At 59.6% G+C, this 13,786-nt stretch carries 9 protein-coding genes; 3 read left to right on the top strand and 6 right to left on the bottom strand.

Features of this window, described 5'->3' with window-relative positions:
• Positions 1-366: 366 nt before the first annotated feature.
• Positions 367-1,881 carry a phytoene desaturase family protein gene (locus tag A9Q02_RS12610; RefSeq protein ID WP_097653444.1) on the top strand — a complete coding sequence of 505 codons (1,515 nt, stop codon included), beginning with the start codon at positions 367-369 and terminating at the stop codon, positions 1,879-1,881.
• Positions 1,882-1,931: 50 nt separating this feature from the next.
• On the opposite strand, the gene A9Q02_RS12605 is transcribed toward A9Q02_RS12610, so the two are convergent.
• The 3 genes from A9Q02_RS12605 to A9Q02_RS12595 all read right to left on the bottom strand — a co-directional run bounded on the left by A9Q02_RS12605 (position 1,932) and on the right by A9Q02_RS12595 (position 4,257).
• Positions 1,932-2,135: a hypothetical protein gene (locus tag A9Q02_RS12605; RefSeq protein ID WP_097653443.1), complete on the bottom strand. Its 204-nt coding sequence runs from the start codon at positions 2,133-2,135 to the stop codon at positions 1,932-1,934.
• 119 nt (positions 2,136-2,254) lie between these two features.
• Positions 2,255-3,478: a PAS domain-containing sensor histidine kinase gene (locus tag A9Q02_RS12600; protein WP_097653442.1), complete on the bottom strand. Its 1,224-nt coding sequence runs from the start codon at positions 3,476-3,478 to the stop codon at positions 2,255-2,257.
• 515 nt (positions 3,479-3,993) lie between these two features.
• Positions 3,994-4,257: an SET domain-containing protein gene (locus tag A9Q02_RS12595; protein WP_097653441.1), complete on the bottom strand. Its 264-nt coding sequence runs from the start codon at positions 4,255-4,257 to the stop codon at positions 3,994-3,996.
• Positions 4,258-4,657: 400 nt separating this feature from the next.
• Here A9Q02_RS12595 and A9Q02_RS12590 point away from each other — a divergent pair, with 400 nt between their 5' ends.
• The gene (locus tag A9Q02_RS12590) at positions 4,658-8,053 is read left to right on the top strand and encodes a chemotaxis protein CheB (RefSeq protein ID WP_172450939.1); all 3,396 of its coding nucleotides are present in this window, start codon (positions 4,658-4,660) and stop codon (positions 8,051-8,053) included.
• A gap of 20 nt (positions 8,054-8,073) precedes the next feature.
• Entirely contained in the window at positions 8,074-8,727 is a 654-nt protein-coding gene (locus A9Q02_RS12585; protein WP_097653439.1) for a response regulator transcription factor, read from the top strand.
• 75 nt (positions 8,728-8,802) lie between these two features.
• Here the strand turns inward: A9Q02_RS12585 and A9Q02_RS12580 are convergent, their stop codons facing one another.
• The 3 genes from A9Q02_RS12580 to A9Q02_RS12570 form a co-directional block, all read right to left on the bottom strand.
• Positions 8,803-9,480, bottom strand: coding sequence for a DUF1868 domain-containing protein (locus A9Q02_RS12580; protein ID WP_097653438.1), 678 nt, complete (start codon positions 9,478-9,480; stop codon positions 8,803-8,805).
• Between the two features lie 76 nt (positions 9,481-9,556).
• Complete coding sequence (locus A9Q02_RS12575; protein ID WP_097653437.1) at positions 9,557-11,509, bottom strand: molybdopterin biosynthesis protein; 1,953 nt, start codon at positions 11,507-11,509, stop codon at positions 9,557-9,559.
• A 90-nt stretch (positions 11,510-11,599) separates the two neighbouring features.
• A complete protein-coding gene (locus tag A9Q02_RS12570; RefSeq protein WP_097653436.1) occupies positions 11,600-12,829 on the bottom strand; it encodes a molybdopterin molybdotransferase MoeA in 1,230 nt (409 codons plus the stop codon).
• Positions 12,830-13,786: the final 957 nt, after the last annotated feature.

The following is a 13,786-nucleotide window of genomic DNA, read 5'->3' as shown; positions in this document are numbered from 1 at the left end:
AAACCCCAGTTTTTGGTTCGTTTTGGCGGCTACGCTGAAAATGGGGGAACCAAGTTCCCCCACGCCCCCGTTTTCCTTCGTGGTGGTGCGCCGGCACGCGCATCGTGTGCTGAGGCAACGTCGTTGGGGCTGCACCCCCCAAATGCCGGCTTTTGGTTCGTGTTGGCGGCTTCGCCGCCACAACGAACCAAAAGAATCTCGTGGAGCGGCGAAGCCGCTCCACACCCCACCGCCAGAGGCGGACTTTGTGCAGCTCTGCCAAGGGCTGAACAAAGTCCGATCGCGTACGTCCTCTCATGTTATACTACTTACATCGTATGAAAGCGATAAAATGAAAAAGATCTCTAATCTAACTGGAGGAAGCGCGTGTCACAGAAGATTTTGATCGTCGGGGCTGGCCCTGGGGGCTTGTCAACGGCGATGCGGTTGGCAGCAGCAGGGTATGAGGTGAGCATCTATGAGGCTGCTGACCGGGTTGGCGGGCGCATGCGTGGGCTCAGTGTTGGTGATTACCATTTTGATACTGGCCCGACGATTTTGCAGGTGCCCCGTGTCTATGAAGAACTCTTTGCGACCTGTGGGCTCAATTTTTATGACTATGTAACCTTGACTCGGCTCGATCCAAATACACGGATAAAATTCTGGGATAATACCCATCTCGATTTGAGTTCAGATCTTGCTTCTTTCAAGCAGCAGTTGGCGACTTTTGGGGCTGATCTGCCCGAGGCGTTTGACCGTTGGTATATTGAGCATCTACGCAAAGATGTTATTGGGTATGGCCCCTATCTTGGCTCGCCCGTGCGTTCACCGCTGGGCTATTTGAAGCCGACCGAGATTGCCGCGGCGCTGCCTTTTCGCCCCTGGGAGACGCTCTATCAGCATTTCGAGCGCTTCTTCCCCGATGAGCGCCTGGTCTATGCGATGGGCTATCAGGCCAAGTATCTCGGTATGCACCCGACGGCCTGTTCGAGTGTCTTTAGCCTCGTTACGTTTCTCGAATTCCACTATGGCATCTGGCACCCCAAGGGCGGCTTTCGCGCCCTGGCCGGTGGCCTTGCGCGTGCCGCCCAAGACCTCGGTGTCCAGATCCATCTGAATAGTCCGGTGCGCCAGGTTGTCGTCGAAGAGGGCAAGGCCAAGGGGTTGTTGCTTGCCGATGGAAGTAGGGTGATGGCCGATGCGGTGGTGCTCAATGCCGACTTTGGTCACGCCGTCCAGAACCTGTTGCCGGCACACGCACGCGGCCCGTACACCGACCGCAAACTCGACAAGATGGAGTTCTCGTGTTCGACCTTTATGCTCTATCTGGGCGTTGATCGGCGCTGGGAGGATCTGCCACATCATCAACTCTATCTCTCGGAGAATATCCGCCGTCACGATCCAATGTGGGCGAAGAGCGCGGTGCTTGACGAGGAAAATCCTTCGTTCTACGTGTGCAACCCGACGATTGTTGATCCTGCCAATGCCCCCGAGGGCCACAGTACGCTCTTTGTGCTGGTGCCGATCCCGAACCTGCGCCACGGGGTGGACTGGTCAACCAAGCAGGTGCCGTACCGCGAGCGGATTCTGCGCCAGATGGCGAAGCTTGGGTACGAGGATATCGAGCGTCATATTGTGGCCGAGCATTGCTACACCGCCGAATCGTGGCGTGACGAACACCGGACGCACCTGGGCGCGGTCTTTAACCTGATCCACAGTTGGAACCAGCTCGGCCCATTGCGCCCGCACATTCGCCACAACGGGGCGAAGAATCTCTACTGGATCGGCGGGGCCGTGCATCCTGGCAGTGGTCTGCTGACGATCCTTGAAGCCGCGAAGAGTGCCGCCCACTTTATCGGCGAAGATCTGCCGACCCTCCAGCGAACCGCGCACCTCGTGTAGATGCGCAACGGATCTAGCCGAAGCTTGCTGCGCTTCACACCGCGATGAACTTAGATCGCTAGCCAGAAGTTATTACGCTGAATAGCATGCTCGCTGCGAACGACCAGGCCGCCAACGTGGGTCTGGTCGTCGTTATGCACGAGGACTAACTGTGGTATGCGGGCAAAGCGGGCCTGATAGGCTATGCTGGCTTCGTGAATCTTCTCAGCCGCAGTTTTCTGTGTGCTTTCATCGTACCAAACAAAATAGTCCATGCCTCTCCCTTACGAATGTATCGTGTGAGTGCATCGGGTCTATGGTAGTGCCGACTCAGTCGGCTAAGCCGGACGCCGACTGAAGTCGGCACTCCCTGATGTAATTCTTAAAAGCCAGTTCAGACGTGCCGAGCATGCTCGACAAGGATGCGAGGGAGCAACAAGGAGACGGTGCTGCCCTCTCCCTCGACGCTCTGCACGCTAATGCTGCCCTCGTGGAGATCCGTAATCGCCTTGCAGAGATAGAGCCCGAGGCCGAGCCCTGAGGCTACGCGTCTGTCATCAGCCTTGACCCGAAAGAAGCGCTGGAAGAGATACGGCTGAACGTGAGCTGGAATCCCGATCCCCGAGTCGCACACTTCGATCTGCACCTGACCTTCATGGAGCATCGTTCGGATCACAATCTCGCCGCCACCAGGGCTATACTTGACCGCATTCTCGATCAGATTATGGAGCACTTGCTCTAAGCGGAGCGCATCGCCCTTAACCCAGAGCGGTGACGGATCAGGGTGTAGCCAGAGTGTGTGAGAACTCAGGGTAGGCGCGAACGACTGTACCACGCGCTCCACGAGGGCACCAAGGTCAAGGGTAGTCTTGCAGAGTTGCAACTCGCCATAGTCAAGCTGGGTCGCTTCCAACAACGTGTTCATGAGATCTTTGAGGTGAATGGTCTGCGCGACCACTATTTCAGCCATGCGGCGGACATGTGGCTCAACGCCCTCGTGGTTGTTCAGTCTTCGTTGCAGCAGCGTACTCTGGCCTAGCAGCACCGTCAGGGGCGACCGAAGCTCGTGGGCGATGAACGCCAGCATGCAATCGCGCTCGTCACGTGCCTGTTCTGCCTTCTGGCGCAACATCTGCTCGTCTACCAGTTGGTGTTCACTATCAATTGGTACGGCAATGCCTGTCCAGCCAATAAGTGTCCCCATTGCGTCGAGTTGAGGTGTACACTGGGAGCGAAACCAATGGTACATGCCATCAGCCCCGCACAGCCGGTGTTCGATCTGAAACGACACTCCATTCCTCATGGCAGTCTGCCACTGTTGGAGCGTAGTGGTTCGCTCATCGGGGTGTACACGTTCTAGCCAACCGAGAGCTGTGAGGGCCTCTGCTGACTTACCGGTATACGTGCAGAACCTCGGGCTGACATAGTTCCAGGTGCCGTTGGGTTGGCTGGTAAAGACAAGGGCCGGAATGACGGCAAGCAATTGGTGATCGGCAGAAAATTCTGCACCTTGCGCAACACCGTTCGTCGTATTTGCTGCATGTATTGTGATCGAAGTGGAGGGGATATGCTGCGACGAATGCCCATTGGTGCGAGAGACACCGGTTTTCTCGATCATACGAGTAGTTCCTTTCACGAGTGCGCATGCCTCATGGGTGGAAGAGGGAAGCAAACACCTTAGCAGATCCTGGTGTTCAGTGTTGCAAGAGAGACCGAGTGGGGAGAAGAAGGCAGTTCGTCATACTCAGTGCCACAGCAGAGACCGATGTCACTCTCCGGTTTCACGGTAGGAGCGACGTTCAACCGATTTGCCACCTCATTGTAGCAAGAAAGATCTGCGCCCTCTAGCAGGTAAAGTTTGACATCTGTGCAAGGAAATACCTGACACGATCGGACGGCTTCCACATCGATACAAGCATGGCTAGCACCATGCTTGCTAACTGGCCGATGACGTGGCCTAGAGCAATCCTACTTGGGTTGTATGCAGGAGGGCCGGCTTCATGAATATTCAGTCTTAACATCGGGTCTATGGGAGTGCCGACAAAGAAGGCGGGTTATTTGACGCAAAGGCGCAGAGGCGCAAAGGTTTGATGGATCTGCATGCGCAGCTTTGCGTCTTTGCGTCAACACGGGTCAACCACAGATCTCCACCAATGCAGCGCTCTGCTCACCTTGATGGCGAGCATCTGGTACCAGACGGAGAAAACTGCTCAACACCACGCTCGTACTTCCGTCCACGCAGTGCAGCACGGTGAAGTGCCCGCTTTTGCGGGTCGTCTCGACAGGTACTTCATTGACCAAGAGGATGCCACACGCATCATAGCGGACGAGGGCGACACCGGCGAGTCGCGCCCCCCAATTGGCGGATTCATAGACTGATAATGTGCGATCAGACATTGAGTTGAACTCCTTCGTATGGTGTCACCGTCGTCTGCGACCGTCACCCCGCAGGGAAAGACGACATCCCCCACGTCCCGGGTGCGCTCAATCGTTCATCGCCAGTACAAAAACCTTGGTGGATTCTCTCCTGAGTCTAGCACCAGGCGGCCTCGACAGGAAGCGGGCAAACCATCGGTGTCGTGTCAGGCAAATCCTGTCATGGCAAGGGCATAGCGATGGTATGGTCATTTTTAATAACCATCAGCGCGACGGCGCAGCAGAGCCATCCGTGAGCCTGGCGACACGCAGGAACAGCAGATCCAATCGCCCTAATGAAAAAAGCTCGCCTTATAGCCCACGGTAAGCTACAATGGTGTATATAGGTTCAGGAGGCAGAGCCGTCTCCAGGAGGTTCACCATGACCGATGATGCCACTTCAGCGCCAGACCTGGATACCGTTCGTTCGCCACTCCCAGAACAGAGTCCCGTGCCAGAGACGAGCCCGAGAGTTGTCGGGATCGGTGCATCAGCTGGTGGCCTACAGGCTTTCACGGAGTTTCTTCAGCACATGCCACCCGACAGTGGGCTGGCCTTTGTGCTGATCCAGCATCTCGACCCTCAACAGCCCAGCTATCTTCCAGAACTGCTCAGGGTACAAACGCAGATGCCCGTAGACCAAATCAGTGACCTGACCGTGGTTGAGGCCAACCACGTCTATCTGATTCCGCCAAACACCGCGCTCACCATCAAACATGGCAAACTCTACTTGGAGCCGCCCGCCGCAGCGCGCGGGCAACGGTTGCCAATCGACTATTTCTTTCACTCACTGGCCATAGACCAGGGTGCGCAAGCTGTGGGCATCGTGCTTTCGGGCACCGGAGCCGATGGCACCGAGGGTCTGACAGCGATCCGAGCGCAGGGCGGGCTCACACTTGTCCAAACGCCGACCTCGGCAGCCTATTCAGCGATGCCACAGGCGGCGATCACACGCGGCGTCGTTGATCACATCGTCGCGATTGCCGAGATGCCTGCGCTGCTGCTCGCAAGCGACCCTTCCGGAGCCTCGCCGCCGCCAGTCACCCCACCCGTCGATACGTTCCGTCTGATCCTGGCGCTTCTGCACCAGGCCTCTGGCCACGATTTCAGCCACTACAAACGTACGACCCTCCAGCGCCGCATCGATCGCCGGATGCAGTTGCTGCATCTGTCCAGCCTCGAAACATACCTCGTACGCCTTCAGCAGGATCGCGATGAGGTCGATCTGCTTTTCCAGGATCTGCTCATTGGCGTAACAGAATTCTTCCGCGACCCGGCCGCCTGTGAAGCGTTGGCCCCGAACGTGATTGCTGGACTATTGCGCAGCAAAGATGCCAGCGCACCGCTGCGTGTCTGGGTGCCCGGCTGCGCTTCTGGCGAGGAAGCCTACTCGATCGCCATCATCCTGCGCGAGCAATTGGCGCAACTCGATACGCCGCCACCCATTCAGATTTTCGCCACCGATATTGACGAGACCGCCCTCGCCATCGCACGGACGGGCTGGTACGATGCGAGGATTCTCGCCCACGTCAACCCCGAGCGCCTCAGCCGGTACTTTGTGCCAGAGGGCGCGGGTTACAAGGTGAAGAAAGCCCTTCGCGAGTTGTGCCTCTTCTCGGTGCATAATTTGATTAGCGATCCGCCCTTCGGGCGGATGGATCTGATCGCCTGCCGCAATCTGCTGATCTACTTTGACACCGACCTCCAGCGCCAGTTAATCCCGGTTTTTCACTATGCCCTGTCGCCGGGCGGCTATCTCTTCCTGGGCTCAGCCGAGAGTGCGGTCGGCGCTATCGATCCGTCCGAACTATTCCGGGTCATTGATAGTCGGCACCGCATCTACCAGCGCAAAGAACGGAGTGTGCAGCCGCGGATTGTGCTGCCGTGGGCCAGCGCCCGCCGACCCGCTATGCGCATCTCTGGCACGACGGTACATCAGCAAAGTGCGGCACCGAGCAATCTTGGTACCACGATTGAGCGCATCCTGATCCAGGATTATACGCCGACGGCACTCGCAGTTGATCCGCAGGGGCTCGTCGCTTACCTCAGTGGTCAAGCCTATCCGTACCTCAGCGTGCCGCCGGGCGAACCCACAGCAAACCTGTTCGACATGGCACATCCCGATCTCCGCTTCCCCCTGCAGGCCGCTATCCGTACGGTTGCCCAGACGCTCACACCAGTGGTACGCGAAGATGTGACGCTGAGAACTGCCGAAGGAGAACGGCAACTGTCCCTCACGGTGCGACCCTTTCCCGAGACGAGCTCGGAAGGGGGGTTGCTTTTGGTGATACTTCAGGCGAGTCGAGTTACCCTGCCCCAACCCTCCCCCGTTGACCTGACAGCTTCACCCACAACGCCTGCTGACGCCCTCGCCCAGGAGTTGCAACACACTCGCGAAACCCTGGAGGCAACGATCAACGAACTCCAGAGTGCCAACAGCGACTTGACCGCAGCGAACGAGGAACTGCGCTCGCTCAACGAGGAGCTCCAGGCGACCAATGAGGAACAGCAGACCTCGAAGGAGGAAATTCAGTCGATCAACGAAGAGTTGCAAACGGTCAACGCCGAGCTTAGCAGCAAGATCATCGAACTCGATCGGGCCAATGCCGACCTTGCCAACCTCTTTGCGAGCGCCCAGATCCCGGCCATTTTTCTGTCTCAAGATAGTCGGATCGCTCGCTTCACACCCCAGGCAACCGAACTCTTCGCGTTGATCGAGAGCGACATTGGGCGTCCGCTTAGCGACCTGCGCACCTATTTTTACCACGACAATCTCCCCCTCCTGATCACCCAAGTTCTCCAGACCGTCACGGCCATTGAAGAGGTGATCCACCAACCCGAGCGGGATCGCTGGTGGAATATGCACATCCGTCCGTATCATACCCTTGCGGGTACCGTGGACGGGATCGTGCTTACCTTTACCGACATCAGCACGCTCAAACAGGCCGAGGCAGTGCTCCAGAACGCTCGTAATGAACTGGAGGAGCGTGTGAATGCCCGCACTGATGAGCTCGCCCTGACCAATGTGGCACTTCAGGCCCAGGTAGTTGCGCGGACGCGCGGTGAGCAAACCCGCCAGGAGTTGCTCCAGCAACTCCTGATGGCGCAAGAAGAAGAGCGGGGCCACATCGCACGCGAGCTCCACGATCAGATGGGGCAGGATCTCACCGCGCTGATCCTGGGCCTCAAGGCCCTCCAGGATCGCTTATCAAATGACAACCCCTCGTCCGAGCGCGTTGCGCAACTCCAAACAATGGCGATGCAGATCAGCCAGGAGATCCGCAATCTGGCGGTGCAGTTGCGTCCCTCGGTGTTAGACGACTTAGGCATAATTCTGGCGCTGCGCAACTACGTCGAGCAATGGTCGGCACGTACGCATGTCGGGGTGGATTTGCACACCAGTGGGCTCGACGAAAGGCGCCTGCCTCTGGCGGTCGAGACAACAATCTACCGCTTGGTTCAGGAGGGCCTGACGAACGTGCTCAAGCACGCCCAGGCCTCTGAGGTAAGCATCATCATCGAGCGGGACGCCGACCGGGTGCGTGTGATTATTGAAGACGACGGGCTTGGTTTTAGTGTGCCAGCAAACTGGGATAACCTCGTCGCAACACAGCAGTTGGGGCTGATCGGGATGCGAGAGCGGGTGAAGCTACTGGGTGGCAATATGACGATCGAGTCGGAACCCGGCAGCGGCACCAGGATCTTTGTCCTCATCCCGTTGCCCACTGCCCTGGAAGGAGACAGCAATGACGCCGATCTTGATCTTCCTGGTCAATGATCATATGGAAGGAGACAGCAATGACGCCGATCACGGTATTCCTGGTCGATGATCACATGGTATTACGTGAGGGGCTCAAGACCTTGATCGCCGCCCAGGCCGATATGAACGTGATCGGCGAGGCAAGCGATGGGGAGGATGCCTGGGAGCAGATCGCTGAGACCCGCCCAAATGTGGTAATCATGGACATCTCGATGCCGGGGGGAAACGGCATCAAGGCCACCGAGCGAATCAAGCAGACCTACCCAGAGGTCAAGGTGCTGGTCCTGAGTATCCACGACGACACGAGCTACCTGCGCCAGATGCTGAGCGTTGGGGCCTCGGGCTATATCCTCAAACACACCGCAGCGGACGCCCTCATCCAGGCTATCCGCATTGTTGCGGCAGGAGGCGTCTACCTCGAACCATCGCTCGCCGAACATGTGGTGAGTCGGTATGTGCAACGACCCTCAGCCGCTTCTGATCTGCTGGGTGCCGAACTCAGCGAACGCGAGCGTGAGGTTGTCCAAGGCGTTGTGCAAGGCTACAGTAACAAAGACATTGCCAACCAACTCAGTTTGAGCGTAAAGACGGTTGAAACCTACCGAGCGCGCGCCCTCGAGAAACTCGGACTGACGAGCCGTTCAGCCCTGGTGCGCTATGCCCTCGAGCGCGGCTGGCTTGAGACAAGCTGAGGGGTACGCATCCCAATGCTTGTGGTGGCGCAAACGGCCAGCTTCGCTGGCCGTTTGCGCCACCACAAGCGAGCTTCAACGCAAGCCTTCGATCGGGACGAAGTGGCTCATGTCGTCAAAGCGGCAGAGTTGCGGTTGGGGCAAAACAAGCTCAGCCCCGGCTGCCCGTAACGCAGGTTCCCAGTCATGACACACGTTCGTTAGCACCTCCTCTTCTGCTGCTGTTAGCTCGATCAGGCGATAGGCCAGAGAGAGGTGAAAGCCATACGTGTCGTGATCGGGAAACCGAAGGCCGGTCGCTACCGCAACCGACGCTCGATAGGTATGCAAAGCCTTGCGGGTCGCTTCATCGGCAGGTTCGAGCGTTAGCATCAGGTTGTCACCGAAGAAGATGCCGACGACGCGCATAACAAGCTCAGTTGGTGGCACAAGCGGCTGCACCCGTGCATAGACAAAGGCATCAGCCTCGGCCATCGTACTCTCACGCGGCAAAGCGGGGGCCCAGTGGTCTGGATCGCGAACCTGATCACACAACAGATCCATGACCGTCATGTGAAAGCTCGCTGGTGGCAAAAAAGCAAACATTGACCCAACGCTCGTCTTGCGAAGCGCCTCCTGAAAGGCACTGGCCACCTGAAAAAGCGAGTGGGTCGGGGCAACCAAGCAGATGATCGTATTGCCGGGAAAGTACTGGGGGGTGCCATCGGCATGAAACTTACGGCCCACTTCGCGTGTATAGCGCGGCATGGTCATATTCAACTCCTCGGTGTTTTGCCAGGCGTGTCTATATATTCACAGAAAGTAGGGCCGAAGCACGCGCCCCCACCTGCTATGCGGGCGGGGATGCGTGCTTCGGCCCTACGTCCCCCATATGACTCACGTCGTAGCCGCCGAGGTTCGCTACGGCAGCCTGGTACGCCGGGTCGGCCAGGGTGCGCCGCAGTGGTTCGAGCAAGGGGCTTTCCCAGTGGCGTCGCGGGATGGCGAGGTCGTAGCGTTCGCTGAAGAGGGGGACAAAGTCGAGGCCTAGCGCACGCGCCGCCGCGAGGATGCCCAACCCCACACTCGCTGATCCGCTCATCACGGCGGCGGCCACCGCCATATGCGTGAATTCTTCGCGCTCGTAGCCGACGATCTGGTCGCTGCTGAGACCAGTGCGGTTGAGGTGATAATCGAGCAGGACGCGGGTGCCCGAGCCTTTCTGTCGGTTGGCAAAACGCACACCGGGCCGCGCTAGGTCGCGTAGTTCGGCAAAGCCCAGCGGGTTGCCGCGTGGCACCAGAAAGCCTTGCTCGCGGTAGGCGAGATGGACAAGGACGATCTCTTCGTCGGGCAAGAGGCGTTCAATAAAGGGGCTGTTGTAGAGGCCGGTTGCTTCGTCAAGCAGGTGCGTGCCGGCAAGGTGGGCGTCACGCCGTTTGAGCGCCAGCAAACCACCGAGGCTCCCTACGTTGGCCGAACTGAGCCGCGTACCCGGCGCAAGCCGCCGCATATGGCTTGCCAGCAGATCCAGTGCCAGGTCGTGACTGCCGATGGCAACCAGCGTGCCTTCGATCTCGGCGGCATCGCGCAGCAAGGTCACGGCGACACTGGCGCCGGCGTGAACGCCTTCGGCAAACCGCGGAATGTGCGCCATGCCGTCGGCGCGTACCAGCGACATCACGAGCCCCGCCCCACGCGAGAGGGGCGTCGCAATCAGGCGGTCATCAACACGGCCCAGCGCGACCCGTACAAACTCGTCTTCCCCAAGCGGCGAGAGCAACTTGCGGCTCATCGTTGCCTCAATGACGGGACGTTTGGGGGCTACCATGCCCTGGAGCCGATAGACAAGCGGGCGCAGGAACAATTCAGCAGTCAAGGCAGCCGACACCGGATAGCCGGGCAAGCCAAGCGCCGGTTTGCCATTGGCGACCGCGAGGATCGCCGGGTGACCAGGACGGATCGCGACACCGTGGACGGCTACTTCGCCCAGTTCACCAAAGATGGTCGCGGTATAATCCTCGGAGCCCGCCGAGGAGCCGGCATTCACGACGACAAGATCGTGGGTATCAAGCGCCTCGGCGACGGTCGCACGCAGCAGATCCTTGCGATCAGGGACAAGCGGCAAGCGGATCGCTTCACCGCCCCACTCGTTGACCATGCCGGCGAGCATCAGCGCATTGAACTCGATAATCTCGCCTGGTTCCAGCGCGCGGCTTGCGGCCTCTTCGACGGTCACCAGTTCGGTGCCAGTGGCAATGATCGCTACGCGAGGGCGGCGCCGCACGGCGACGGTCGCGTGACCTGCCGCCGCCAGGGCACCCAGGTCAACCGGGCGTAACAGATGGCCCTCGGGCAAAACAAGTTCGGTTGCCACGAGATCCTCGCCAAGCGGACGAACGTGTTGCCAGGGTGCGACCGAGGCGGCAATCTCAAGCGTCGTCTCATCAAGTGTCTGCACATGCTCGGCCATAATCACGGCATCAGTCTCGGGCGGCATTGGGTCACCGGTATCCACCCAGATCGCCTGTGTCCCGACCGTCAATTGGAGCGGCTGCGATTCGGTGGCCCCGAGTGTATCGGCAGCCCGGACTGCAATACCGTCCATCGCGGCGGCGTGGTAATGGGGCGAGGAGAGCGCCGCCCAGACCGGCCCCGCCGTCAAGCGCCCACGCGCCTCGGCCAGTGGCACCTCTTCTGCTGGAGGCAACCGCAGCCCACCGACCCGTTCCAAGGCCGCCTCAAAACGGCGTACTGCCTCATCAAGGGCGACATCCTCAAGATAATAACGTCTCCGTGCCATCGTCATTGCTCCCGACAAAATCCCCGACCCACACGTTGCGCCGTTGCGCCGTTGCGTCAAAACAACCGCCTTCTTTGCAAGGTATTGCGGCTAAAACAACCGCACCTCGACCAGCGCATCAGCATAGAGCCCCGACTGGTCAAGGGGAACGCGCACAATGCCATCGGCGCGGGCGAGGGTATAGATCTGATTTGATTTGCCAAAGACCGGATCGGCCCAGAGTTGGTCAGCGCGTCGTTCGAGGCGCACCGGCACCAGATCTTCGCGTCCCGGTTTCGACGCGATATTGCGCGCAAGGCGTGCGGTCGTGACAGCGCTGAGCGCCTCACCGGCCCCTTGCAAGCGGCGCAGCGTCGGCGCCACAAAGAGTTCAAAGGCAGCCATTGCCGAGACCGGGTTGCCGGGCAGCCCAAACACCGGACGCCCATCGGCCATTGCGAGGATCGTCGGCTTGCCGGGCTGAATGGCAACGCCATGCACCAGAATGCCCGGCTGCCCCAGACTCGCAATGATCTCGGCGGTCATATCGCGAGTACTCACGGAACTGCCCGCCGAAACGACCAGGACATCAGCGGTTGCAAGGGCAGCGACGGCCATGCGGCGCAACGTCGCCTTATCATCGGGGGCAATGCCACACAGCACTGGCTCGCCGCCGACGCGACGGGTCAGGGCGGCAAGCGTATAACTATTAATATCGCGTACCTGCCCTGGGCCAGGCGTTGTATCCGCAGGTACCACCTCATCGCCCGTTGCGAGTAGCGCCACCCGAGGCCGGGCGACGACGCAAACGGTTGTCAGCCCAACCCCAGCCAGCCCACCAAGATCCTGAGGACGCAAGCGATGCCCCCGAGCAAAGAGCAACGCCCCCGCACGGACATCCTCGCCGACGGGGAGCATATTCTCACCCACGGCGACCGGGCGCACCACCTCGATCATCGTCGCATCAACAGCTTGCGTATGTTCCACCATCACTACCGCATCGCTTCCGGGCGGCAACATCCCCCCGGTATGGACACGCGCAGCCTGGCCGGAACCAACCCGCAGATCGGCCTGGCGGCCCATCGTCACCTCACCACAGAGCGTCAGATAGGCCGGTAGACCCTCGCTCGCCCCGAAGGTATCGGCGGCACGCACAGCAAAGCCATCCATCGTCGAACGGGGAAACGCGGGAAGATCGCATGGTGCATGCAAATCCTGAAACAACACACGCTCAAGCGCCGCATGTAAAGGCAGTTCCTCAGCGCGATCGAGCAACGTCAGCAAAGATTGCAACCGCGCATTGGCCTCATCTGCGGTGACAACATGAAACAACTCGGGCATAACGACTCCAGGCCCGGGGGCCGGTCTTCAGTGGAGATATAGGAAATATACTGGTTGCTGTCATTATACCATTGAAAGCAGGGGGGGTGAGAGACCTTTTGGGGGTAGGTTTTTTTCTTCACGGGCCGAGGGAGCGACATGACGTTCGTTTCGTTCGGGATGGTATGGCGGGGTTGTTGGCCAGGGTTCGGGGGACACGCGTTGCGGCATAGGGATGGCCTGGTGGTTCAGGACCCGCACCAAGGGGTGCCAACGCCAGCCATGTCATTCCGAACGGAGTGAGGAAGCTTCGCTGCGGCGCATCGAAGACCCCTCGCTCCGCTCGGGGTGACACGGCGAGTGCAGCGGGGTGACATGGCTGGCGCAGCGGGGTGACACGGCGAGCGCAGCGGGGGGCCAGGGTGGGCGCAGCGGGGTGCCAACGCCAGCCATGTCATTCCGAACGAAGTGAGGAATCTTCACGGCGGCGCATGGAAGACCCCTCGCTCCGCTCGGGGTGACAGCGAGGGCGCTCGGGGTGACATTGCTGGTGCAGCGGGGTGACACGGCGAGTGCAGCGGGGTGACATGGCTGGCGCAGCGGGGTGACACGGCGAGCGCAGCGGGGGGCCAGGGTGGGCGCAGCGGGGTGCCAACGCCAGCCATGTCATTCCGAACGAAGTGAGGAATCTTCACGGCGGCGCATGGAAGACCCCTCGCTCCGCTCGGGGTGACAGCGAGGGCGCTCGGGGTGACATTGCTGGTGCAGCGGGGTAGTTCAATGCCCGCACCAGGAGGACGCTCCACCCCAGACGAACGAGTCCACGCTCGGTGTGTGTGCCCATCAGCGGCGCAGAAATGGTCATGACCCGCACGTCATATGAAAAAACCCACCCCCAAGAGAGACTGCTGAAAAATGTGGCCTGCCGTGGTACGATGGACTCCACGCAAGGAGTGCGTTATGTTGAAGCCAACCTCT

Source organism: Candidatus Chloroploca asiatica (assembly GCF_002532075.1).
Lineage (GTDB): Bacteria > Chloroflexota > Chloroflexia > Chloroflexales > Chloroflexaceae > Chloroploca > Chloroploca asiatica.
The sequence above is the reverse complement of the archived record's forward strand: the minus strand, read 5'-3'. Positions and strand labels throughout refer to the sequence as shown.

Coding starts and splice junctions, on each gene's coding strand:
- A9Q02_RS12605 (WP_097653443.1), bottom strand. CDS start 2,135: ATGGACTATTTTGTTTGGTACGATGAAAGCACACAGAAAACTGCGGCT.
- A9Q02_RS12580 (WP_097653438.1), bottom strand. CDS start 9,480: ATGACCATGCCGCGCTATACACGCGAAGTGGGCCGTAAGTTTCATGCC.
- A9Q02_RS12575 (WP_097653437.1), bottom strand. CDS start 11,509: ATGGCACGGAGACGTTATTATCTTGAGGATGTCGCCCTTGATGAGGCA.
- A9Q02_RS12600 (WP_097653442.1), bottom strand. CDS start 3,478: ATGATCGAGAAAACCGGTGTCTCTCGCACCAATGGGCATTCGTCGCAG.
- A9Q02_RS12590 (WP_172450939.1), top strand. CDS start 4,658: ATGACCGATGATGCCACTTCAGCGCCAGACCTGGATACCGTTCGTTCG.
- A9Q02_RS12595 (WP_097653441.1), bottom strand. CDS start 4,257: ATGTCTGATCGCACATTATCAGTCTATGAATCCGCCAATTGGGGGGCG.
- A9Q02_RS12570 (WP_097653436.1), bottom strand. CDS start 12,829: ATGCCCGAGTTGTTTCATGTTGTCACCGCAGATGAGGCCAATGCGCGG.
- A9Q02_RS12585 (WP_097653439.1), top strand. CDS start 8,074: ATGACGCCGATCACGGTATTCCTGGTCGATGATCACATGGTATTACGT.